The organism is Azorhizobium sp. AG788 (assembly GCF_943371865.1).
Classification (GTDB): Bacteria; Pseudomonadota; Alphaproteobacteria; order Rhizobiales; family Xanthobacteraceae; genus Azorhizobium.
In genome coordinates, this window is sequence record NZ_CALRWL010000008.1 from 125640 (window position 1) to 147143 (window position 21504).

The window sequence follows — 21504 nt, forward strand, 5'->3', positions numbered from 1 at the left end:
ACCTCCGGGCGCCAGGAGCCCCCATGTCTACCAGCAAGCCTCCCTTCGATGAGACCGTGGCCGATCATGCCGCGCCCGGCCTGAAGAGCATTGAACTTGCGCTCGCAGCCGGCCATGTGCGGGTGGGCTGGTTTTCCGGTGCCAGCCGCGAGGCGGTGTTGGAGGCGGTCCGCCTTGCCGCCCGCCTCGAGCCCGGCGCTGCCTTCCACGTGGAAACGCCGGACGGAATGGTTGTGGCGCTGGACGACAGCGTTCCGGACGGAGCGCGGCTGACGCTGGTGATCGCCGGCACGGATGCCACCGGGACACATGACGCCGTTCCCGGTCCCAAGCCGTACCCCATCGTCGGAAACCTGCCCGAACTGCACCACGCGGAGGGCCTTGTGGGCGCGATGGCCGATCTCCACGCCCGCTATGGTGACTTCTTCGCCTTCAACGCGCCGGGCGGTCGGGCTTATTTCTGCGCCGATGCCGATATCGTCTCGGAGATGACGGCGGCACCCGACGTGTTCGCCAAAGTGGTGGAGGGCCGCGGCGGCCTCGGCAACCTCGCGGAAAAGAGCGTCGGCAGCGCGCTGTTCACCGCCAGTGACGATGATCCGCTGTGGCATCGCGCGCACCGCATCCTTGCCCCCGCCTTCGGCTCCACGGCGCTGAAGAACTACTATGGCCGCATCGTCGAGGTGGCGGACGACCTGCTGGCCCATCTCGACCGGCTGGGGCCCGACGAGAGCTTCCTCGCGACCGACCTGATGACCCGGATGACCTTTGAGGCCATCTCCTACGCCGCCTTCAACAAGCGGTACGATGCCATCGACTCCCCGGCGCTACCGCCGTTTGTGGAGGCTATGAATCTGGTTCTGGTGGATGCCATGCAGGAGCCAAAGCGCCTCCTGCCGGAAGTCTTCTACCACGAGGCCCGCCGCCAGCGCGCCGCCGCCGACAAGATCATGCTGGATGATGTGAACGCCATTATCCAGGAGCGGCGCGCGCTCATGCAGACTGGCGCGCCCGTGCCGACGGACCTGCTGCAGGTGATGCTCACCACGCCGGACCGGGTAACGGGGTTGAAGCTGCCGGACGACAATATTCGCGGCCAGCTCATCGTCCTGCTGATCGCGGGGCATGAAACCACCAGCGGCATGCTCTCCTACGCGCTGTATCATCTGTGGAAGAATCCGGAAGCGCTCGAAAAGCTGATCGCCGAGGTGGATCAGGTGCTCGGCCGGGACTTCTCCTATGTCCCGACCTATGAGGACTGCGGCCGGCTCGACTACACCCAGCGTGTGCTGAAGGAGGCGCTGCGGCTGTGCCCGCCGGTGCCCATGTTCCCCCGTTATGTCACGCGCGACACGACCGTCGGAAACGGACGCTACGCGGTGAAGGCGGGCGAGCGCATGTTCGTGTCGCTGACGAACTTGCACACCAATCCGCGTTTCTGGGGGCCGGACGCGCACAGCTTCCGCCCCGACCGTTTCCTGCCGGGCGAGGAGGGCAAGCACCACCGCGATGCCTACCATCCCTTCGGCATGGGAGTCCGCTCCTGCATCGGGTTCCAGTTCGCCCTGCTCGAAGCGCGCATGGTGCTCGCCCGCTTCATCCAGAGATACACCGCCCGCCCGCGCGATCCGCATTACGTGCTGCGCCACAAGCAGGCGCTGACCGTGAAGCCGGACCATCTGGAAATGCTGCTGGAACGGCGGCCCGAGGTGAAGGGCCGGTTCCCGGCAAGAGCGGACGCGCCGAAGGATCAGCCGGTTCCGGTCGGGACCGCTGCGGCGGGTCGGCCCATGAGTGTGCTCTACGGCTCCAACATGGGCGGCTGCCGCGACATCGCCCTCGCCCTGGCGCGGGATGCCGGTAGCCGGGGCTTTGCCGCGCGCGTCGCGGAACTCGACGAGCAGGTGGGCCAGCCCTGGCTGACGGAGGGACCGGTGGTCATCGTCACCTCCACCTATAATGGCGCGCCGCCGGACAATGCCGTCGGCTTCGCCCGCTGGCTGGAGACTGCCCCCACGGACACTTGCGCCGGGGTGCGGTTTGCGGTGCTAGGCTGCGGCAATGCGCAGTGGCGCCAGACCTTCCAGAAATTCCCCCGGGCTATCGCCGAGGGTCTCGGGGCGCGCGGTGGCACGCCGCTTCTGGCGCCCGGCGCGGCCGACGCAGACGGCGACTTCGAGGCGGCGGTGGAGAGCTGGACGGCGGGTCTGTGGCATGCGCTCGATAGCGCCAACGTCGGGCGTCCCCAGGACGTCGACGCGGCTGAGACGCCGGCCATCAAGGTGGAGGTGGTGAATTTCGCCGGCGCGGCGGCGGAGGCGGCACCGCGCCGTGGCACGGCACTCGATCAGGACGCCGTGCGGATCGAGGTGCGGGTCAACCGCGAACTGCAAGCGCCGGACGCGCGCGGGTCTACCCGCCATATCGAGCTGTCCCTGCCCGCCGGCGCCGCCTATTCCGCCGGCGATCATCTGGGCGTCTTCCCCAGCAATCCGGCGGCACTGGTGGCCGCCGCGCTGGCGCATTGCGGCTTGGTCCCTGAAACGCCGGTGCTGCTCACCGCCCTGAAGCCGGAAGCGGAGGGGGAGGGTGGGCTGCCCTTCGGCGTGCCGGTCCGCGTGGGCGAGCTTCTCGCCGAGCATGTGGACCTGGCCGGCCCGGTGACGCGGCGCGAACTGCGGGCCTGGATGATGGCGGCCCGCTGCCCGCCCGATCAGGCCCGGATCACTCAATGGCTCGCCGATTTCCCGACCCTTGCTGCCAGTAGGCCGCGCATGGTGGATCTGCTCGCACAGGTGCCGTCGGTGCAGCTCGATCTGGCCACCTTGCTCAGCCTGCGGCCGGCGCTGAAGCCGCGCTACTATTCTATCTCGTCCTCGCCCTTGCTGGCGCCGGATAGCTGCTCACTTACCGTTGGGGCGCACCGTTTCCGATGCGGCGACGGAACCGAGCATGAGGGCCTGTGCAGCACCTATCTCGCGGGCCGCGCCGAGGGCACGACGCTACGCGTGGTTGTGAAGGACACGGGCAGCGCCTTTCACCTGCCGGAGGATCCTTTGGCGCCGCTCATCCTTGTGGGCCCAGGCACCGGCATCGCGCCCCTGCGCGGCTTCATCCAGGAACGGCACGCGCTGAAGGCGAAGGGCGTTGAGGTGGGGCCGGTCCTGCTGTTCTTCGGCTGCCGGAACGAGGGCGATTACCTCTATCGCGAGGAACTGGAGGCGTACCAGGACGAAGGCACGCTGAACCTGCTGGCGGTCGCCTTCTCGCGCCGCGAGGACACCCCAAAGACCTATGTGCAGGATCTGCTGCGGGCCCATTCCGCCACGGTCAAGGAACTGGTCGCGCGCGGGGCCTCCATCCTGATTTGCGGCAATGCCCGCACCATGGCTCCCGATGTCCGCGCGGCCCTGACCGACATCCTCGGGGCCCCGGCCTTGCCCGAGCTGGAAGCCGCGCAGCGCTACCTCCTGGACGTTTGGGCCTCCAACTGACGATGATCAGCCGCTTCGCGTCAGGCATGGCGATGCATGGCGATCTCGCCGTGCACCTGGCGATCGCTGGACCAACGTCGGCGATATCCGAGACGCGTTCTTGATATCCGAGCGCTGCCTTATCTGCGACACGACGCTGGCAAGGTGCGCATATCCGAACTCGAGCTCGCGGGGGACATTCGATGTGAGCAAATTGGAGAGCCAAAGCTCTTTGCTCGACGCAATACCTTCGAAGGCGGCTGCTGACGTATAATGATACAGCGTCTATCTCGGAATGAATTCGAAATACGCCACCGCTTCCCCTCGTGTGCGGCGCCGCTCTCATCAGGAATGCCGGGCGGCTCTCATCCACTCCCGCCCCACGCGTCGGTCGCGTAGCGAGCCGACGTCGGTTGTGCGATCTGGAGATGAGTGTCTGCAAAACCCGTAACCATCCACCATCGTTTTCTTGACGGATCGTGGAGGGTTTCAGCTCCGGAGGAGCTTAGTCCTTGAAGCCGCTGGCGCGCCCTAGGGGAGTCGAACCCCTCTCTCCACCGTGAAAGGGTGGCGTCCTAACCGATAGACGAAGGGCGCTGCGGCGGCGTTCTTATAGGGTGACGATTCCGAGCCTGCAAGGGGGAGGCGGTTCCGGGTGCATAAAGCCTGTGGGTAGTGATCCGGCTCAATGCCCCGAAACCGTGTTAGATCAGTGAGTTAGGCTCACCATTTGCCGGTGTTCGGCATCGAGGCCCAAGGCTCTTGCGGAGGCAGGGCGCCGCCCTTTTGCAGCAGTTCGATGGAAATATTGTCCGGCGACCGCACGAACGCCATGTGGCCGTCGCGGGGAGGACGGTTGATGGTGACGCCGCCGTCCTTCAATTTGGCACAGGTGGCGTAGATGTCGTCCACCTCCAGGGCGAGATGGCCGAAGTTGCGGCCCTCGCCATAGGCTTCCGGGTCCCAATTGTAGGTCAGCTCGATTTCGCCGCCGCCGGTCTGGCCGGGGGCGGCCAGGAAGACCAGGGTGAAGCGACCGGCCGGCACCTCCTTGCGGCGGACCTCCTGCAATCCCAGCTTGGTGCAATAGAATTCCAGCGACTGATCAATGTCGGTCACGCGGACCATGGTGTGGAGAAAACGCATGACTGGCCCTTCGGGACATGGGAGAGGAGCGCCGGTTGGCGGCGAGCGGAACGTATGATGTTCGAGCCCGATCTCAAGACCGCCCAGGCGCTTCTCGCGGATTTTATCCAAGACGCCACCAGCGTCGTCGCCTTCACCGGCGCCGGGCTATCCACGGAATGCGGCATTCCCGACTTTCGCTCGCCGGGCGGCCTGTGGACGCAGAACAAGCCGATTCCGTTTGATGCGTTCGTGGCCCATCGGGAGGTCCGCAACGAAGCCTGGCGGCGCAAGTTCGCCATGGATGCCGCCTTTTCCGGCGCGGTGCCGGGGCGCGGGCACAAGGCTTTGGCCCGGCTGGTGGCGAATGGGCGGATGAGCGGCATCATCACCCAGAATATCGACGGCCTGCACCAGGCCTCCGGCGTTCCCGATGCGGCCCTGGTGGAACTGCACGGCAATGGCACCTATGCCACCTGCCTCGACTGCGGCACCCGCCAGGAACTCGCTTGGGTGCGCACCCAGTTCGAAGCGACGGGGGGCACCGCCCCGGATTGCCCGCACTGCGGCGGCCCAGTGAAAAGCGCCACCATTTCGTTCGGCCAGGCCATGCCGCAGCGGGAGATGGAGCGGGCGATCGAACTGACGCAGGACTGCGATCTGTTCATCGTGCTGGGCTCGTCGCTGGTGGTCTATCCTGCGGCGGGGTTGCCGGCGATCGCCCGCCGGGCGGGGGCGAACCTGGTGATTCTCAACCGCGAAGCCACCGACCTGGATCCGGTCGCCGATCTCGTGGTGAGGGCGGACATCGGCGACGTGCTGGAGCCATTCTGCACTGAGGGCGGCTGAGCGCGAGATTCTCACATCGCACTGCAACGAAAAGGTGTGCGTGGGAGCCGCAAATTGCTATCCTGTGCACTCCTGAACGGTTCCCGCACGCGTAGGTCGGGTTTGTCATGGGGTCTGATGCACTGGGTCTCGGACCGCGGCTGAACCATCCCCTGGAGGAACCTGCGGAAACGCCGGTTGATCTGGTGGAAGTGTCCGGTGCCGTGAAATGGTTCGATGCCGGAAAGGGCTACGGCTTTATCGTGCCGGACGGCGGAGGCCCCGACGTGCTGGTGCATGTGACGTGCCTGCGCCGGGACGGCTTCAGCGCTGCCATGGAAGGCGCGCGGATCGTCTGCGAGGCGGTTCAGCGCGCCAAGGGCCTGCAAGCCTTCCGAATCATCTCCCTGGACATGTCCACTGCGGTTCAGTCGCCGGCGCCGCCGCCGCGCGAGCGCGTTCACATTGCCCCGACCGGCGACTTCGAACCGGCGGTGGTGAAGTGGTTCAACCGCGTGCGCGGGTTCGGCTTCCTGTCGAAAGGGGAGGGCATGCCCGACATCTTCGTGCACATGGAGACGTTGCGGCAGCAGGGCCTCACGGAATTGCGTCCGGGACAGACGGTCCTGGTGCGCTACGGTGACGGACCAAAGGGCCTGATGGCGACGGACGTGAAAGCGGACGATGTCGCGCTGGGCGCCTACTGACCCTCGATTTCAGCGTCTTGGCTGTCCGCCCCCCGCGCCTCACCGTGGCGGTCAGGAGGCGGTGTCGGACGGGGGCTGGTCCGTGGTGGGTTCTGCCCCATCTCCCCTTCCCTCCGATGCGCTTCCATCCTATCGGCTGGAGCGCATCTGATTGTGGTTCACCGCCATCCCACTCCCGGCACATCGAGGCCTGTCATGACCGTTATGGCCCAGCGGCCCGCTTTTCGATCCCGCATGTCCCAGACGCACGGAGGCCTTGCGGCTCTGCGGGCCTTCGCCCTGAGCCTCCTGATCCTGTGCGGCATCTCGCAGGCCGTGCGCGCGGCGAGCCTGGACCCGGTTGAAATCGCCACCAAGACGGGGGTGGTGCTCATCGAGGTGGAAGTGGCCCGCACGCAAGACCAGCGGGCCACCGGCCTGATGAATCGGAAGGTGCTGCCCGAGCGGCAGGGCATGCTGTTTGATTTCGGCTCCGACCAGCCGGTCTATATGTGGATGAAGAATACATATATACCGCTCGACATGCTGTTCATCCGGGCGGACGGCACCATCGCCCGGATCGAGGAAAACACCACGCCCTTCTCAGAACGCACGATTTCGTCCGGTGAGCCGGTGCGCGCGGTGATCGAGATCGGCGGCGGCGAGGCCCGCAAACTCGGCATCGCCCGCGGGGACAAGGTCGCAAACACCTTGTTCCGAGGCCCGTAAGGCAAGGGATGCGGGGCTGATCGAAGCGGATCGCGATGCGGCGGCGGTACGATCGCGAGGGTTGAATGGACGGCTGCATGCGTCCAGGTTCGGGACTGGGTGCCTGTGGCTGAAGCGGCATCGGAAAGTGGCTTGTTGTGGTGGCTGATGTGCCGATGCGGTGCGTGTGGGAGTCTCTCGTGTGAACGCGCGTCTCTTCCGCCTGCTCGCGGCGCGGGACATGCGGGCACGGCTTGTTCGCATCCTGTCCGCGGTCGCCATCGGGGCGGCGGTGGCCGTCATTCTGCTGCTGCAGGGATATCTGCTCTGGCAGGTGCGGGCTGCGGCGTGGAACAGCGCCATGCGGTCGGCGGAGAACGTCCTTGCGACCCTGAGCGCCAGCATCGAACGCAATCTCAATATCGTGGATCTGTCGCTGGCGGGCGTCCAGGAAGCATTCCACCTGGTGGATCTGAAAGGGCTGGATCCCCAGATCCGCAACATGGCACTGTTCGATCGGGCGGGAACCGCGGAATACCTGGGGTCCATGCTGGTGCTCTCACCCACCGGAAAGATCATCTATGATTCCGGCGGCTCGCCCGCGCGGGACGGCGATTTTTTCGATCGTGACTACTTCCAAGTGCATCGCGACCGTCAGGCCGGAACCTATCTGAGCGCGCCCTATGACAGCCGCCTGCGCGCGGGCGATCCCAGCATCGCGCTGAGCCGGAGGCTGACGGGGCCGGACGGGCAGTTCGAGGGTGTCGTGATGGGCGCCGTGCGGCTGGCTTATTTTTCATCCTTGTTTTCGAATGTCCGGCTGGGACGGTCCGGCATCATCTCCATTACGCGCACCGACGGCACCATGGTGATGCGCACGCCCTCCACCGATGGCAAAGGCAATGTCGGCCTGAACATCGGCGGCAGTCCGACGTTCCAGCGCATGCTCTCCGGGCCGGTGCAGGACTTCACGGCGCGGGCCGTCGTCGACGGCATCACCCGCCACTATGTGTACGGCCGCCTTGGCAGCTATCCGCTGGTCTTGGCGGTGGGCTTTTCCGTCGAGGATGTCTTTGACAGCTGGATTGCGGAAGCCGTGACCATTTTTGGCACCGGCGTGCTGGTCTGCATCATCATCATCGGGCTGTTCATCTCGCTCCAGCGGGCCCTCGCCCGGCAGATGAAGGTGGAGGACGAACTGGAGCGCTTGGCCACCACCGACGTGCTGACGGGCCTTTCGAACCGGCGGCAGTTTGACGATGCCCTGTCCCGGGAATGGGATCGCACGGCCCGCCTGGAGCAGCCGCTGTCGTTGCTGATCGTAGATGTGGACCGCTTCAAGAGCGTCAACGACAATTTCGGCCACGAGATGGGCGACCAGCTTCTGCGCGCCATCGCCGATGCCATCAGCAGTTCGCTCCTGCGTCCGGATGATGTCTCCGCGCGCTATGGCGGGGACGAGTTTGCCGTGTTGCTGCCGGCGACCGGCCGCGAGGGGGCGCTTGGCGTCGGCGAACGCATTCGCAGCCGGGTGGAGGACCTCCAGCTCAGCGACGGGAAGGGGCGGGTGCTGCGCGCGACCGTGAGCATCGGTCTGGGCACGGTCCATGTGCCACCGGATGGCCAGATGGAGAGCCTGTTCCGCGCCGCCGATCTCGCGCTGTACAAGGCAAAGGATGCTGGGCGCAACAGCGTCGCCGCCCTTCCGTGACCGGGTCGGGCGCGGCTGATCGCGGGCGGAACCTGGTGCCCAGTCCCGCCCGCGACGGTGCGGGACTTTGGGTGCCGTGACCGCGTTCGATGTCGTTTTGTTCCGTTATCCACCGCGCCGCCCTTGCGCCACGGCTGCAAAAAACGTACGCAACACAAGCCTTCGCGGCACGTCGGAGCATAGCGCAGCCCGGTAGCGCATCTGCTTTGGGAGCAGAGGGTCGCAGGTTCGAATCCTGCTGCTCCGACCATTTTCCGCGAAATCCCCGCAGATCGCCTGCCATTTGCCCGCTGACCGGTCGCGGCGATCAACTGGCGCGGGGCAATTCCACCCGCTGCAGCAATCCCCCGCCTGGCCGGTTGGCCAGCGAGAGCACGCCGGCGTGGCGGGTCACGATTTCATGGGCGATGGCAAGGCCCAGCCCCGCGCCGGGGATGGTGGCCTGCCGGGCGGGATCCACGCGAAAGAACGGTTCGAACACCCGCGCCATGAGCGCCTCGGGAATGCCCGGGCCATCATCCTCGATCACCAGGACGCCTTTTCCCGCCTCCGCATAGACGCCGATCCGCGCGGCTCTGCCATGGGTAGCCGCATTCACCATCAAATTGCGCACGGCCCGCTTCAAGGCGATGGGCTGGCCCACCACCGTGACCGCGTCGGCGCGCAGCAGCTCGGCATTGAGGCCGGTCTCCTGCAGTTCCTGGGTGAGATCCTGTGCCAGGGTGTGCAGGTCGATGGCTTCACTGCCGGCCCCCTCCACCTCCTCGCGCACCAGGCGGATGGCGCTGTCGGCGATGCGGTCCAGTTCGCTGAGATCGGCCAGCCATTGCTCCCGTTCCTCCTCCAGGAATTCCGCGCGCAGGCGCATGCGGGTGAGGGGGGTGCGCAGATCGTGGGCCGCCGCCGCCACGATCCGCATGCGGCTCTCCATGGAGCTTTTCAGCCGCGCCGACAGCCGGTTGATGGCAACGGCGGCGGCCCGCACCTCGGTGGTCCCGGTCTCTTCCAGCTTCGGCAGTTCGCCATCCGGGCCGATTTCCGCCACCGCCTTTTCGATGATGGCGAGGGGCTGAGTCATCCGATACACCGCAACAATGACGACGCCGGTTGTGCCCAGGGTAATGAGCAACAGCCATCCCCCAAGGATGAGGCTGAAATTGTTCGGCGGCGGCGGCATCATATGCACGGGAAGCACTAGATAGCGCCCGTCCGGCAGGCGGACCGACGCGCTTCCGGCGCCGCCCTGCTCAGGCTGGTAGACCGTCACCGTCTGGGCTTCGCCGCGGGCTTCCATGGCACGGGTCAGCATCCGCGATGCCACCGGATCGAACCAGCCCTCCGGCGGGTTGGACCGCACGCCCGCCAGTGCACTTCCCTCGGTTCCCGAGCCGCCGCGCAGCAGCTCAAGGATCAGGGCAATCTCCGCAACGATGGCTTCCTCGCCACGCCGTTCGGGGCGCGGACCCAGCACATAGAAAAAGAACACGGTCGAAATCGCCACAACCACGAGAATGGCAATGACCAGAAGGGCGGTCAGCTTGGTGCGCAGGGTATTCATGATTGCGCCTTCATGGTTTCCACCCGGACGGATAGCTGGTAGCCGCCGTTGCGCTGGGTCTTCAGGATCTGGAAGCTCCCCGCATCGCCCAGCTTGCGCCGGACCCGGCTGACCAGCACGTCGATGGAACGATCGAACGGGCCGGCTTCCCGGCCCTGGGTGATGTCCAGCAACTGGTCCCGCGACAGGATGCGGCCCGGCCGCTCCAGGAATGCCATGAGCAGGTCGAACTCCGCCGAGGTGAACGGCACTTCCTCGCCGTCCGCCATGGTGACGCGGCGGGTGCCGTGGTCGGCGGTAAATCCGGCGAACCGGAACGCCGCTCCAGGGACGACCGGCTCCTCGCGCTCGGACGAGCGGCGCAGCACGGCGCGGATCCGCGCCACCAGTTCGCGGGGATTGAACGGCTTGCCGAGATAGTCGTCGGCCCCGATCTCCAGGCCGATGATGCGGTCCACATCTTCCTTCAAGGCGGTGAGCAGGATGATCGGCACGCGGGAGCGTCCGCGCAAGGAGCGGCAGAGATCCAGGCCCGAGGCGTCCGGCAGCATCAGGTCGAGCACCACCAGGTCGAACCGATTGACGGCGAGGCGCTCCTCCATCTCGCGGCCGCTGGCGGCGACGGTGGTTCTGAAACCCTGGGCCACCAGGTAGCGCGCCAGGAGCTTGCGGATTTCCTGGTCGTCGTCGACCACCAGCACATGGGGCGCGTTATCCACTCTGTCGTCCTTCTCCTCGCCTGGGCGGTCTGTAACCGTCATCCCCGCTGATTACGGTACGGCGGGCGCCGGGCCGACGCCAGAGTGCAACGGGGCGTTGCTCAGAGGGCCGTGGCAACATTGGGTTACAAAACCTGCTCGAACGGTAACACCCCGCAATCCGCCGACCATCGGTAGCAACCCCCTCCCGCCAGGATGTCCTCAACGAAACGGGACAGGACATCACGGCTGATGATTACCCGGAAAGTCTGCGCGGCGACCCTGCTGGTCGGCATTGGGGTCGCAGGATATTGCGGCGCCATGGCGCATGCCGATACGAGTAAGACCAGCGATCGTCTCCCTGTCTCAGGCGCGGTCGCGGCCTATAGCGGAAGCCGGATCGCCGATGGCGCTGGAATGCCCACGCCGGGCGGTCCCGCCAAGGGTGGCCGGCAGGCCGGTCCGCCGCCTTTCATGGGTGGACCGTTCCCCGGCCCCCGGTTCCCGCCGCCGCCTCCGGGCCCGGTGGAACTGGCCGGCGCGTTGAGTGCGGCCGAAACCGCCCTCGGCATCCGCAGCGACCAGCTCGATGCCTGGCGCGATTTCACCGACGCGCTGCTGGCCCTGGCTCAGCCGCCGGCCCCTCCGGACCTGGTTGATGGGTCGGTCCCGTTCGCCCGTCCGGCAGCCTTTGCCTCCAAGGTGATCGCCGATGGCAAGAAGGCCGAGGCGCTCGCTGCGGCCATCGACAAGCTGAAGGCCAAGCTCTCGGCGGCGCAGATGGAGCGGGCGGGGCGCCTGGAAGCGCTGCTGTTGCCCCCTCCGCCGTTCGGGGGCGGGGCGCCTCCGCCCGGCCCTGACGGCCATCGCCCGCCGCCTCCGCCGCTCCCGGCGGGCGTGCCCGGCTGATCTTATCGAAAAGAAGGAGGCTCTCCCCCACCACGGGCCTTCTTCCTACGGCGGATCTGCTGCGGGGCAGACCGCCGTTCTCTTCACCCGCCGGCCCTGCCGGCGGGCGTGACGGACAGGAGCCTTTCCCCACCATGGGCTTCTGTCCCGCAGCGGGCGTGCGCGAGCATGCTCGCTGCCCTCAATGCGGGAGGTTCTCCCCCACCAGGAACCTTCCTCTACGGCGGATCTGCTGCGGGGCAGTCCGCCGTTCTCTTCACCCTTCGGCCAAGCCGAGGGGCGTGACGGAGAGGAGCCGTTCCCCACCACCGGTTCCTGTCCCGCAGCGAGCGTGCTCAAGCGCGCGCTCGCTGCCCATCTTCCCGTCGCGCGGCGGTATCCGTCACGAAGGCGCGGCGAAATCGACAGCCCATGTCGGGTCGGGGGGCCCACTGCGCGCCGCTCGGTGTGCCCGCTTGCGGGCGGAGGAGCGGCAGGACCTTTTTCTGAAAGGACGGCTCATGCAACGCTCACTGGAAAATCCCGATGCTGTCGCCGAACTGATGGCCAAGGCGCTCTATGAGCAGCAATACGGCCGGGTGTGGGAAGACGCGACCCAATGGGCGCGTCGCGACAGCCTGTCCTGCGCTCTGACGATGATCGAGACCCTGCGGCAATCCCAGGTCCTTCCGGCCGCCTTGCTCTCCTGTCTGCCGCGCGCGCCCCTGTCCTGAGAGGATGGATCGCGGGCGGCCGGTCCACGCGCAGAGATGCTGTCAGAGGTAGTAAGGAACCGTCGATTTGAGGTGATTTCCGAGCTTGGGGAAACTTTCTGCCCCGCGGGGCGTTCAAGAGAGCCTTCCTCCTGCTCAGCGAGACGCTCATGCTCGAAAGATCCGCCGGCCCCCGCGACGTGCTGCCTGGTGATTCCACCACTCTGGGCACCACTTATGATGGGGAGGGGACCAATTTCGCGCTGTTCTCTGCCGCTGCCGAACGGGTCGAGGTGTGTCTGTTCGATGCCGCCAGCGGTACCGAGCTGGAGCGCGTCACCCTGCCCGAATATACCAATGAGGTGTGGCACGGGTACCTCCCCGGCGTCGGCCCCGGCACCCTTTACGGCTATCGGGTGCACGGCCCCTACGATCCGGAGAACGGCCACCGCTTCAATCCCAACAAGCTGCTGCTGGATCCCTACGCCCGCGAACTGGCGGGAGAGGTGGTCTGGTCACCGGCCCACTTCGGCTATGTGCTGGATGCGGAGGAGGCCGACCTCTCCTTCAGCACCGACGACAATGCCGCCGGAATGCCCAAGTGCCGGATCCTCGATCCGAAGGCGATGCAGCGCGATCCTGCGCGCAAGCCCTGCATCCCCTGGGACCGCACGGTGTTTTATGAAGGCCACGTCCGCGGCCTGACCCAGTTGCACCCGGCGGTGCCGGAAGAGCTGCGCGGCACCTTCGACGGCCTCGGACAGAAGGCCCTGGTGGACTATATCAAGAGCCTCGGCATCACCTCGGTGGAACTGCTGCCGATTCACGCTTTTCCCGACGATTCACACCTGGCGGAAAAGGGCCTCACCAATTACTGGGGCTACAACACCATGGCGTTCTTCGCCCTGGAACAACGCTACCTCGGCCCCAAGGGCGTCGGTGGCTTCCGGGACATGGTGCGTACCTTCCACGATGCCAATATCGAGGTCATCCTCGACGTGGTCTACAACCACACCGCCGAGGGCAATGAACTGGGCCCGACCCTGTCGTTCAAGGGCATCGACAACTTCAGCTACTACCGCACGCTGCCGGAAACCCCGCGCTATTACATCAACGACACCGGCACCGGGAATACCGTCAATGTCTCCCATCCCCGCGTGACCCAGATGGTGATGGATTCCCTGCGCTATTGGGCCACCGACATGGAAGTGGACGGCTTCCGCTTCGATCTCGGCACCATCCTGGGGCGCGAGCCATCGGGCTTCGACCAGCGCGGCGGCTTTTTCGATGCGGTCGGCCAGGATCCGGTTCTGTCCAAGGTCAAGCTGGTGGGCGAGCCGTGGGACATCGGCCCCGGCGGCTATCAGGTCGGCGGCTTCCCTCCGGGCTGGGCGGAATGGAACGACAAATATCGCGACTCGGTGCGCGACTATTGGAAGGGCGCGGAGGGCCTCATGGGCGATTTTGCCGCCCGCGTGACCGGCTCCGGCGACATCTATGACCTGCGCGGCCGCCGGCCGTGGGCCGGGGTGAATTTCATCACCGCCCACGACGGTTTCACCCTCAACGATCTCGTCTCCTATAACGACAAGCACAACGAGGCCAATGGCGAGGACAATAAGGACGGCCATTCGGACAACCGCAGCTATAATTACGGCGTTGAAGGCCCCACCGATGATGCCGAGATCACGGCGGTCCGCGAGCGCCAGAAGCGCAACATGCTGGCCACCCTGCTGCTCTCGCACGGCACGCCCATGATCCTCGCCGGCGACGAGTTCGGCCGGACCCAGGATGGCAACAACAACGGCTATTGCCAGGACAATGCGCTGTCGTGGCTGGATTGGGAGGGCATCACGCCGGAAGGGCAGGCCCTGACCGATTTCGTCCGCTCGCTTCTGGCAATGCGGGCGGCGCAGCCGCTGCTGCGCCGGGACAGCTTCCGCGATGGCATGGTGGTCACCTGGCTCAATCCCGGCGGCGGCGAGCAGACCCCGGAGCAATGGGCCGATGCGGGTGCCAACTCCATCGCCCTGCGGCTGATGCGGGAGGATCTCGAAGCCGACGACGGCGAGGTGTGGTCGGACATCGTCATCGCCTTCAATGCCCATGACGGGCCGGTGGACTTCAAACTCCCTGAGCGGGAGGGGCAGGTCTGGCGAGCGGTGATCGACACCGAGGCCCCGGAGGGCGGCGACCGCGAAACTCCCGGTGGCGAAGAGGCGATTGAATTGCCCGCCCGGTCCCTGGTGGTGTTCGCCTGATCCCATCAGGTTTGTGATTGCGCGAGGCGGCAGGCAATGCCGCCTCGCTGGCGTTTGAACAGCCTGGAGATGGCGGGGGCGATCCCGACTTGCTAACCATGGGGCGCCGCGCCGCTGTCGAGGGACGTCTCCGTCTTGGGCAGCGAGGCCGGCCTCAGAAACGCGGGCGCCGTATGGCGACCGCACGCAAGCCGGGGGATGCATGACCGCCTATTCCGCCCTTTCCGCCCATTTCGGCCGCGCCGCGGCTTTGTCCAACGCCTTGGGCATCCTGCAATGGGACAGCGATACCATGATGCCAAAGGGCGCCGTGGGCACCCGGGCCGAAAGCATGGCGCTGCTGCGGGTGCTGGCCCATGGCATGGTGACCGATCCGCGCATCGGCGACTGGCTGGCGGAGGCCGACGCCCAATCGGATCTTGATCCTTGGGCGCAGGCCAATATCCGCGAGATCCGCCGCATCTGGACCGTGGAAACCGCCTTGCCGCCGGATCTGGTGGAAGCCTCCAGCAAAGCCATTTCCGCCTGCGAGATGGCCTGGCGGCAGGCGCGGGCGGATTCGGATTTCCCTTCGCTTCTGCCGTATCTGGCGGAGGTGCTGAAACTCCAGCGCGAGATCGGCCGGGCCAAGGGCGAGAAGCTCGGCCTCAGCCCCTATGACGCGCTGCTGAACGATTATGAGCCCGGCGGCCGCTCGGAGCGCATCGACGCTTTGTTCGAGGATCTGGCCGCCTTCCTGCCCGGCTTTACCGAAGAGGTTCTGGCCATCCAGGCCCGCCGGCCGGTGGACCCGGCGCTGGACGGCCCGTTCGCCATCGAGGCGCAGCGGGCGCTGGGCGTGAAGATGATGGGCGTGGTGGGCTATGATTTCCAGCGCGGGCGCCTGGATGTCTCCACCCATCCGTTCTGCGGCGGCGCCGACAATGACGTGCGCATCACCACCCGCTATGACGAGGCCGATTTCGCCCGTGCCCTCATGGGCGTGATGCACGAGACCGGCCACGCGCTCTATGAGCAGGGCCGCCCGCAGGCGCTACTGGGCCAGCCGGTGTCTCAGGCCCGCAGCATGAGCGTGCATGAGAGCCAGTCGCTGCTGATGGAGATGCAGGCCTGCCGCAGCCCCGAGTTCCTGCACTTTGCAGCCCCGCACATGCGCGAGGCGTTCGGCGGCACCGGGGCGGGATGGGAGCCCGAGGCATTGTGGCGGCGCTATACCAAGGTCGAGCGCGGCTTCATCCGGGTGGATGCGGACGAGGTGACCTATCCGGCCCATGTGATCCTGCGCTACCGGCTGGAGAAGGCGCTGATCGGCGATGAGATGCCGCTCTCCGAACTGCCCTCGGCCTGGAATGCGCAGATGCAGGACTTGCTGGGCGTTGTGCCGCCCAATGACCGGCTGGGCTGTCTCCAGGATGTGCACTGGCCGAGCGGCGGCTGGGGCTATTTCCCCACCTACACTTTAGGTGCCATGACCGCCGCTCAGGTGTTCGATGCGGCCAACCGGGCCGAGCCGGACATTCTGCCAGGCATCGCCCGCGGCGATTTCACACCCCTGGTGGGCTGGCTGCGCACCCATATCCACAGCCAGGGCTCGCTCTATCAGACCGACGATCTGCTCACCCGCGCCACCGGCCGGCCGCTGGACGCGGGCGTGTTCAAGGCCCATCTGCGCCGGCGCTATACCAGCGAGGCGTGAGGCTCAGGCCGTCCCTCAGACCTGGACGACATGATTGTCGAACTGTGGCCCGCCGGTGCGGCGGGCCACCACGCCGAGGCCTTCGGCGGTTGCCGCCAGCAGGATGACCTCGCCATAGCCGCTGGTGGCGATGAACTGGCCGGGGGTGCGGGTGCCGGCCAGGCCGCAGCCGTCCACCAGGGGCACCGCCCCCACATAATGCCCATCGCGCTGCCACACCGCCACCCGCCCGCCGCGCGGCGTGGCGCAAGCGACGAAGGCGCCGGACCGGTCGAGGGCCACCGAGCCCACATAGCCGCGCAGCGCCCGCAATTCATTCTCCGGCGCATCAAACGGGGTGAGCGCCCCGTTCGCCGCGATGGCGAACAGCAAGGGGCGGGCGACGCCGTCCTTCAGCAAGTCCTGGGCGGCCACCACCGTTCCGCGATCATCGCTCGCCAGATGCCGAAGCGACAGGCTGGCCAGATCCGCCGAGAGCACCCCTTCGCCGCGCAGGGCGCCCGTGGCCGGGTCCAGCAGCGTGATGGTGCTGCCGGTCACGTCCGCATCTCGGGCTTCCGGGGTGTTGGGCTCGATGCCGCCATTGGCGATCACCAGCACCGGACCGGCGCGCATCAGATCGTGCGGGCCATCGCCGCCGGTGGGCCATTCGGCTGCGATGGCGAAATCGCCCGCCACGCTGCGCGCCGCCAGCATGCCCCGGCCCATGGCCCGCTTGGCGCCTTCGTCCACGCCGCGCTCGATCTCATTGGTGAGGAACACGGTGCCGTCGGGCGAAAACCGGCCATGGCCGGAAAACACCCGCCCGGCGCCGGGGGCGAACTCGCCGACCTGGCCGCCTTTGTCCCGGTCGAACACCAGGGCCACATGCCCCGGACGCCGACCCACCGCCACCGCCAACGGCCCGCGCGGACTGGCAACGATGCCGTGCAGGCGGGCCGGCGAGGGGACGCGCGGGGTGGCGGACAGTTCGCCCCCGACGCTCAGGGCGGCGAAGCCATCGCCGACGCGTGCCGTGGTCAGCCAGCCCTCATCCAGTGCATGCACCGCTGCAAAGCCCTGGCGGGGCAGCAGCAGGGCGGCGCCCGTAGCGGTCAGCAGGCTGCGGCGGGTGATCGGCATCTGTGTCACTCCTTCGGCCCCCGCCAAGATCCGGTGTTCAGTCGCCGTCCAGCGCATTGAAGCCGAGCGAGATGGCGAAATAGGATGCCACCGGCCGGTAGACGGTCAATTGCGCCGCCTTGAACACCTTGACCGCCGCCTGAACCTTGCCGACACCCGCCGCGCTCTGGGCGGCCGCGCCGAGATCGTCGGGGAAATCGGCGGCGGCCTTGTCGGCGGCGCCGGCGGCCTTGTTCACCACGAACTGCGGCCGGCTGGGCAATTGCTTGCCGATCTCCTGCAACAGGGCATCGGCGCTCTGGATCATCACCGTGACCACCCGCCCGGACCGGGCCGCGCGCCAGCCGTCCGCCAGCATCGGCTTAGCGTCCTGGGGGCCGGTGCCGAGCACGGGCAGGATCTTGGTGTCGGTGACCCGCTGATAGGCGCCGGACAGATCGGTGAGGATCATGCCGGGCAGGGCCCCCACATCCGGAAACAGAGCCGGATCGCCCTTGCCCGAAACGATGGCGCCCAGGGCGCCGCTGGTGCGGTCGCCCCAGGCGGTGCGCACCTCGGAGGCGATATTGGCAAGATTCAGGGCGATGGCGCTGCCATAGGCGCAGCGATGGGCGGCTTCCGGGCCGCCGGCCAGCGCCTGCGCGGCGCCGTCTTCATAGAGCAGGCGCTCCAGGGCCGGCAGGCCCTGCACCGCGGCGCTGGACTGGGCAAAGCGCAGGGGTTCAAGCCGCGCGGGATCGGCATCGCCGATGATTTCGGCCATGCCGCGGGAAATGGCGTTGCGGCGATCGGGGAAGAAGTTGAACCGATCGGCCCGCAGCGACAGGGACACCGGACCCATGGTGACGAATTCGACCGCCGTCCAACTGTCCGCCGTCTTGGCGAAGGCCGCCTTCAAGGTGGATGCGCCCGCAAGGTCCGGCTTCGCGCAAAAGCTGGCCCAGGCCTGTTTTTGCGCCGCCGTTGCGGCCACCAGCGCGTCATAACGGGGCAGAAGCCAGGCCTCGATCAAGGCCACCGGATCCAACGTCGGCCCAGGGGCCGCAGCCGCGGGGCCGACGAGGGTGGCGCAGGCCAGTGCCGCGAGGAGGAACCGTCGGGACAGTGGCTTCATAGCGTGGGCTCCCATAGAGGCGCAAAGTTGCCGGCATCACGCCACCGGCCGTGTCGCAGGAAGAAGGTCAAGGCAGTCGCGCGCAAGCTACGCCGATGCGGTTCCAGGGTCACTTGGGCCAAGGTCGGGGCGGCTCTGTGTCGCTGCATCAGAGCCGTCCCACATAGGCCAGGAGCGCGTCTTTTTCCCGCCGGGGCAAGGCCTGGAAGCGGCGCACCGCCCGCTCAGCCTGCCCGCCGTGCCAGAGAACCGCCTCTTCCACTGAACTGGCACGGCCGTCATGCAGCAGGCCGGTGCGGCGGGAAAGGGCGTCCGACAGGCCCGCCAGCGGCGCCGTGCGCCATTCGCTGGCGGCAGCGCCCGGCTCCGGCAAGGTATCCGCCAGACCCGGCCCCAGATCATGCAGCAGCAGATCAGTGAACATGCGTGCCTCGCCGCCTTTGGCAAGCGGCAGCACCGGCTGATGGCAGGCCGCGCAGCCCGTCGATGCGAACAGCAGCGCGCCCCGCGCGCTGGTCGGGCTCTGCGGCGCCGGCAGGGAGGCCACAAAGGCCACCACGCGGGTGAGCAAGGAGTTGGGGATCTCGAAGCCGTCCTCATTCTCGCGCCCATGGAGGGCGGCGCGGCAGGTGGTCTGGCTTTCGGTGCAATCGCCCCAGGGTTCAGGATGCAGGGGGGTGGACAGGCCCATGTCCAGAAAAAAGGCTTCCGACGATTGAGCGCTCAGGCTCGGCTGCGCCGCCTTCCAGCCGAACCGACCGGCCACCGTGCTGCCGTCGGGCAGGCTCACCCGCCGCACGCGCCCGTGGACGGCGTCCGGCCCGCGCGACTGCACCGCCTCCAGGTCCACCAAGGCGCTTTCCGGCACCTGCTCCAGCAGGCCCCGGCCGCGCAGGTCCGGGCTGACGCGCAGGGACATGCCGGTGGCGGCATCGAGGGGGCCATAGCCCAGATCCTCCGGCGTGGGCACGCGGGCGAGCCGCCCGCCCGGCTGCGCCACCTGCCGCACCGCCAGGATACCTTCCGGCCTCAGCCCCGGCACCGCGTCGATCTGAAGGCGGCGTCCATAGACCGGATCACCGGAGCCGTCGGGGCGGCCGAGGACCAGGACCATGCCGCGGCCCTCGATGTGACCATTGCTCTCGATCACGGCCCGGGCCCGCTGTCCGCCCGGATGGCAGGCGGCGCAGGAGCGGGCATCGAACAGCGGCCCCAGGCCGTCGTCCCCATGGGTAGAGGAGGGCGCTGGCACCCAGGCGCGCTGGAACAGCGCTTTGCCGATGCGCAGGTCCAGATCGTCAAGCGTTCCCGTCCCCGCCACTGCGGTGACCGCGGCCAGGGTCCCGGCGCACAAGCTCGCCAGCCCCAGTCTCCATCCGCCACGCATCAGACCACCTTGAACCAGCCCATGAGGCCGGTATCCATGTGTTCGAGGATGTGGCAATGGAACACCCAATTGCCGCTCACCGCCTTGAAGGCGATCTCCACGGTTTCGTTGGGCTCCACCATCACCGTGTCGGCGAGATATTGCGGCATCTTCTTCTTCGACGACGACAGCACCCGGAAGACGTGACCGTGCAGATGCATGGGATGCACGTGCTTGGTCACGTTGCTCATGGACAGGATGTAACTGGTCCCGTTCGACAAGGTCGCCAAGGGCGGCGGCAGGCGCAAGGCTTCGTCGGTGGCCCAGGAATCACGGCTGATGGCCCAGTGCGTGGTGCTGCCGACACAGAGCGAACTCACCAGCGCCTTGCTCAGCGGATCGTCGGCAGGCAACGCCGGCGAGACGATGGTTGGCCCGGCGGAGACCTGGAGCAGATAGTCCAGGCGCTTGGCGCTCTTCAGGTCGGGCAGCGGCACCTTCGGCTGGGGCAAGGCCTTGGCCCGCAGCGGGGTCTTGGCCTTGCCCTTGTCCACCGCCACCAGCGTGGTCAGCAGATAGGGCTCGCTGGAGCGATAGTCATAGATCTTCACTTCCTGGCCGGGGCCGGGCATGCGCACCTGCATGTCCAGCCGCATGGCCGGCCCCATGCGCCAGATATCGTCGGGCAGGGCCTTGAACGACACCGGGGGCAGGGCCTGGCCATCCACCGCCAGGATGAAGGCGTCGTCCGTATCGCAGCCGAGGTCGATGACGCGCGTGGCATCGGCGACGATGGTGCGCACCCGCACGTCGCCATAGGCCGGAACCTCGACCCGGGGCGCGGTAATCTGGCCATTGGTGGCGCGCACGGTGCCGAAGGTGCCGGCATTTGCCGCTCCTTCGTCGGTGCTCATCGCGAGCCACTGGCCGTCGGAAGCGAGGCGCCAGTCCTTCACCACGATGAAGCACTCGGCATCAAAGCCCACCTTCTGCTCGGCGGGATCATCCACCACCAGCAGGGCGAACAGGCCGCGGCCGACCTGCCCGGTCTCGTCGCAATGGGGATGGAAGAAATACAGCCCGGCGTCGGGCAGCGGCACATTGTAGCTGAAGCGCCCGCCGGGCGGCACCACGTCCTGGGTCAAAGGCGCGACGCCGTCGGAGAGATACGGACCGCGCACGCCGTGCCAATGCACCGTGGTGGGGTCCGGCAACAGGTTCTCGAAATCCACCGCCAGCCGGGTGCCGCGCGGCGCGCGGACGATCTTGAATAACGCGCCGTCGTAGGCGCAGACGTGGCGGGTCACGGGGCCGTCCGGGCCCATCAGGCGGGCCTCGATCTCGCGGGCGGTCAGCCCAAAGCGCCGCACCGGCGCGGAGGCGGGCAGGGTGTCCAGGGATGCCGGCACCTGCCCGATGGCTGACGGTGCAAAAGCCACAAGCCCCGCCGCCGCACTTGCGAGCATCAGTCCGCGTCTGGAAATCATGTTGGGTTCCACAACTGGCGCGGTGGCGCCGCTGTGCCCACCGCGTTCGGGGGCCCGCGGCATCCCAGAG

The 21504-nt window shown here is 67.3% G+C and carries 16 protein-coding genes and 2 tRNA genes; 10 read left to right on the forward strand and 8 right to left on the reverse strand.

Going from position 1 to position 21504, the window contains the following annotated elements:
- Positions 1–23: 23 nt before the first annotated feature.
- Positions 24–3494 (forward strand): cytochrome P450, encoded by a 3471-nt coding sequence (locus tag AAG816_RS07470; protein ID WP_341988950.1) that lies wholly within the window; start codon positions 24–26, stop codon positions 3492–3494.
- Between the two features lie 501 nt (positions 3495–3995).
- On the opposite strand, the gene AAG816_RS07475 is transcribed toward AAG816_RS07470, so the two are convergent.
- Together AAG816_RS07475 and AAG816_RS07480 are read right to left on the reverse strand one after the other, a co-directional pair.
- Positions 3996–4070, reverse strand: a tRNA-Glu gene (locus tag AAG816_RS07475).
- Positions 4071–4196: 126 nt separating this feature from the next.
- Positions 4197–4619: a VOC family protein gene (locus AAG816_RS07480; RefSeq protein WP_341988951.1), complete on the reverse strand. Its 423-nt coding sequence runs from the start codon at positions 4617–4619 to the stop codon at positions 4197–4199.
- A gap of 54 nt (positions 4620–4673) precedes the next feature.
- Here AAG816_RS07480 and AAG816_RS07485 point away from each other — a divergent pair, with 54 nt between their 5' ends.
- From AAG816_RS07485 to AAG816_RS07505, 5 genes are all read left to right on the forward strand, one after another.
- Positions 4674–5447 carry a Sir2 family NAD-dependent protein deacetylase gene (locus AAG816_RS07485; RefSeq protein WP_341988952.1) on the forward strand — a complete coding sequence of 258 codons (774 nt, stop codon included), beginning with the start codon at positions 4674–4676 and terminating at the stop codon, positions 5445–5447.
- 107 nt (positions 5448–5554) lie between these two features.
- Complete coding sequence (locus AAG816_RS07490) at positions 5555–6133, forward strand: cold-shock protein (protein WP_341988953.1); 579 nt, start codon at positions 5555–5557, stop codon at positions 6131–6133.
- 234 nt (positions 6134–6367) lie between these two features.
- Positions 6368–6841 carry a DUF192 domain-containing protein gene (locus AAG816_RS07495; RefSeq protein WP_341988954.1) on the forward strand — a complete coding sequence of 158 codons (474 nt, stop codon included), beginning with the start codon at positions 6368–6370 and terminating at the stop codon, positions 6839–6841.
- Positions 6842–7022: 181 nt separating this feature from the next.
- A complete protein-coding gene (locus AAG816_RS07500; RefSeq protein WP_341988955.1) occupies positions 7023–8531 on the forward strand; it encodes a sensor domain-containing diguanylate cyclase in 1509 nt (502 codons plus the stop codon).
- A 173-nt stretch (positions 8532–8704) separates the two neighbouring features.
- Positions 8705–8781: transfer RNA gene (locus AAG816_RS07505), tRNA-Pro, on the forward strand.
- A 57-nt stretch (positions 8782–8838) separates the two neighbouring features.
- Here the strand turns inward: AAG816_RS07505 and AAG816_RS07510 are convergent.
- Positions 8839–10089 (reverse strand): ATP-binding protein, encoded by a 1251-nt coding sequence (locus tag AAG816_RS07510; RefSeq protein WP_341988956.1) that lies wholly within the window; start codon positions 10087–10089, stop codon positions 8839–8841.
- The gene (locus tag AAG816_RS07515; protein WP_341988957.1) at positions 10086–10808 is read right to left on the reverse strand and encodes a response regulator; all 723 of its coding nucleotides are present in this window, start codon (positions 10806–10808) and stop codon (positions 10086–10088) included. The genes AAG816_RS07510 and AAG816_RS07515 overlap by 4 nt, the downstream gene beginning before the upstream one ends.
- Positions 10809–11108: 300 nt before the next feature.
- On the opposite strand from AAG816_RS07515, the gene AAG816_RS07520 reads away from it, so the two are divergent.
- From AAG816_RS07520 to AAG816_RS07535, 4 genes are all read left to right on the forward strand, one after another.
- Positions 11109–11696, forward strand: coding sequence for a hypothetical protein (locus AAG816_RS07520; protein WP_341988958.1), 588 nt, complete (start codon positions 11109–11111; stop codon positions 11694–11696).
- Between the two features lie 500 nt (positions 11697–12196).
- Complete coding sequence (locus AAG816_RS07525) at positions 12197–12409, forward strand: hypothetical protein (protein WP_341988959.1); 213 nt, start codon at positions 12197–12199, stop codon at positions 12407–12409.
- A gap of 149 nt (positions 12410–12558) precedes the next feature.
- Positions 12559–14649, forward strand: coding sequence for a glycogen debranching protein GlgX (gene glgX / locus AAG816_RS07530; protein WP_341988960.1), 2091 nt, complete (start codon positions 12559–12561; stop codon positions 14647–14649).
- 202 nt (positions 14650–14851) lie between these two features.
- A complete protein-coding gene (locus AAG816_RS07535; RefSeq protein WP_341988961.1) occupies positions 14852–16345 on the forward strand; it encodes a carboxypeptidase M32 in 1494 nt (497 codons plus the stop codon).
- 15 nt (positions 16346–16360) lie between these two features.
- Here the strand turns inward: AAG816_RS07535 and AAG816_RS07540 are convergent, their stop codons facing one another.
- The 4 genes from AAG816_RS07540 to AAG816_RS07555 all read right to left on the reverse strand — a co-directional run bounded on the left by AAG816_RS07540 (position 16361) and on the right by AAG816_RS07555 (position 21434).
- Positions 16361–17467 carry a DUF1513 domain-containing protein gene (locus AAG816_RS07540; RefSeq protein WP_341988962.1) on the reverse strand — a complete coding sequence of 369 codons (1107 nt, stop codon included), beginning with the start codon at positions 17465–17467 and terminating at the stop codon, positions 16361–16363.
- A 37-nt stretch (positions 17468–17504) separates the two neighbouring features.
- Positions 17505–18581 (reverse strand): imelysin family protein, encoded by a 1077-nt coding sequence (locus AAG816_RS07545; protein WP_341988963.1) that lies wholly within the window; start codon positions 18579–18581, stop codon positions 17505–17507.
- A gap of 148 nt (positions 18582–18729) precedes the next feature.
- Entirely contained in the window at positions 18730–19968 is a 1239-nt protein-coding gene (locus tag AAG816_RS07550) for a di-heme oxidoredictase family protein (protein ID WP_341988964.1), read from the reverse strand.
- Positions 19968–21434: a multicopper oxidase family protein gene (locus tag AAG816_RS07555; RefSeq protein ID WP_341988965.1), complete on the reverse strand. Its 1467-nt coding sequence runs from the start codon at positions 21432–21434 to the stop codon at positions 19968–19970. Before AAG816_RS07555 ends, AAG816_RS07550 begins: the two co-directional genes overlap by 1 nt.
- Positions 21435–21504 lie beyond the last annotated feature (70 nt).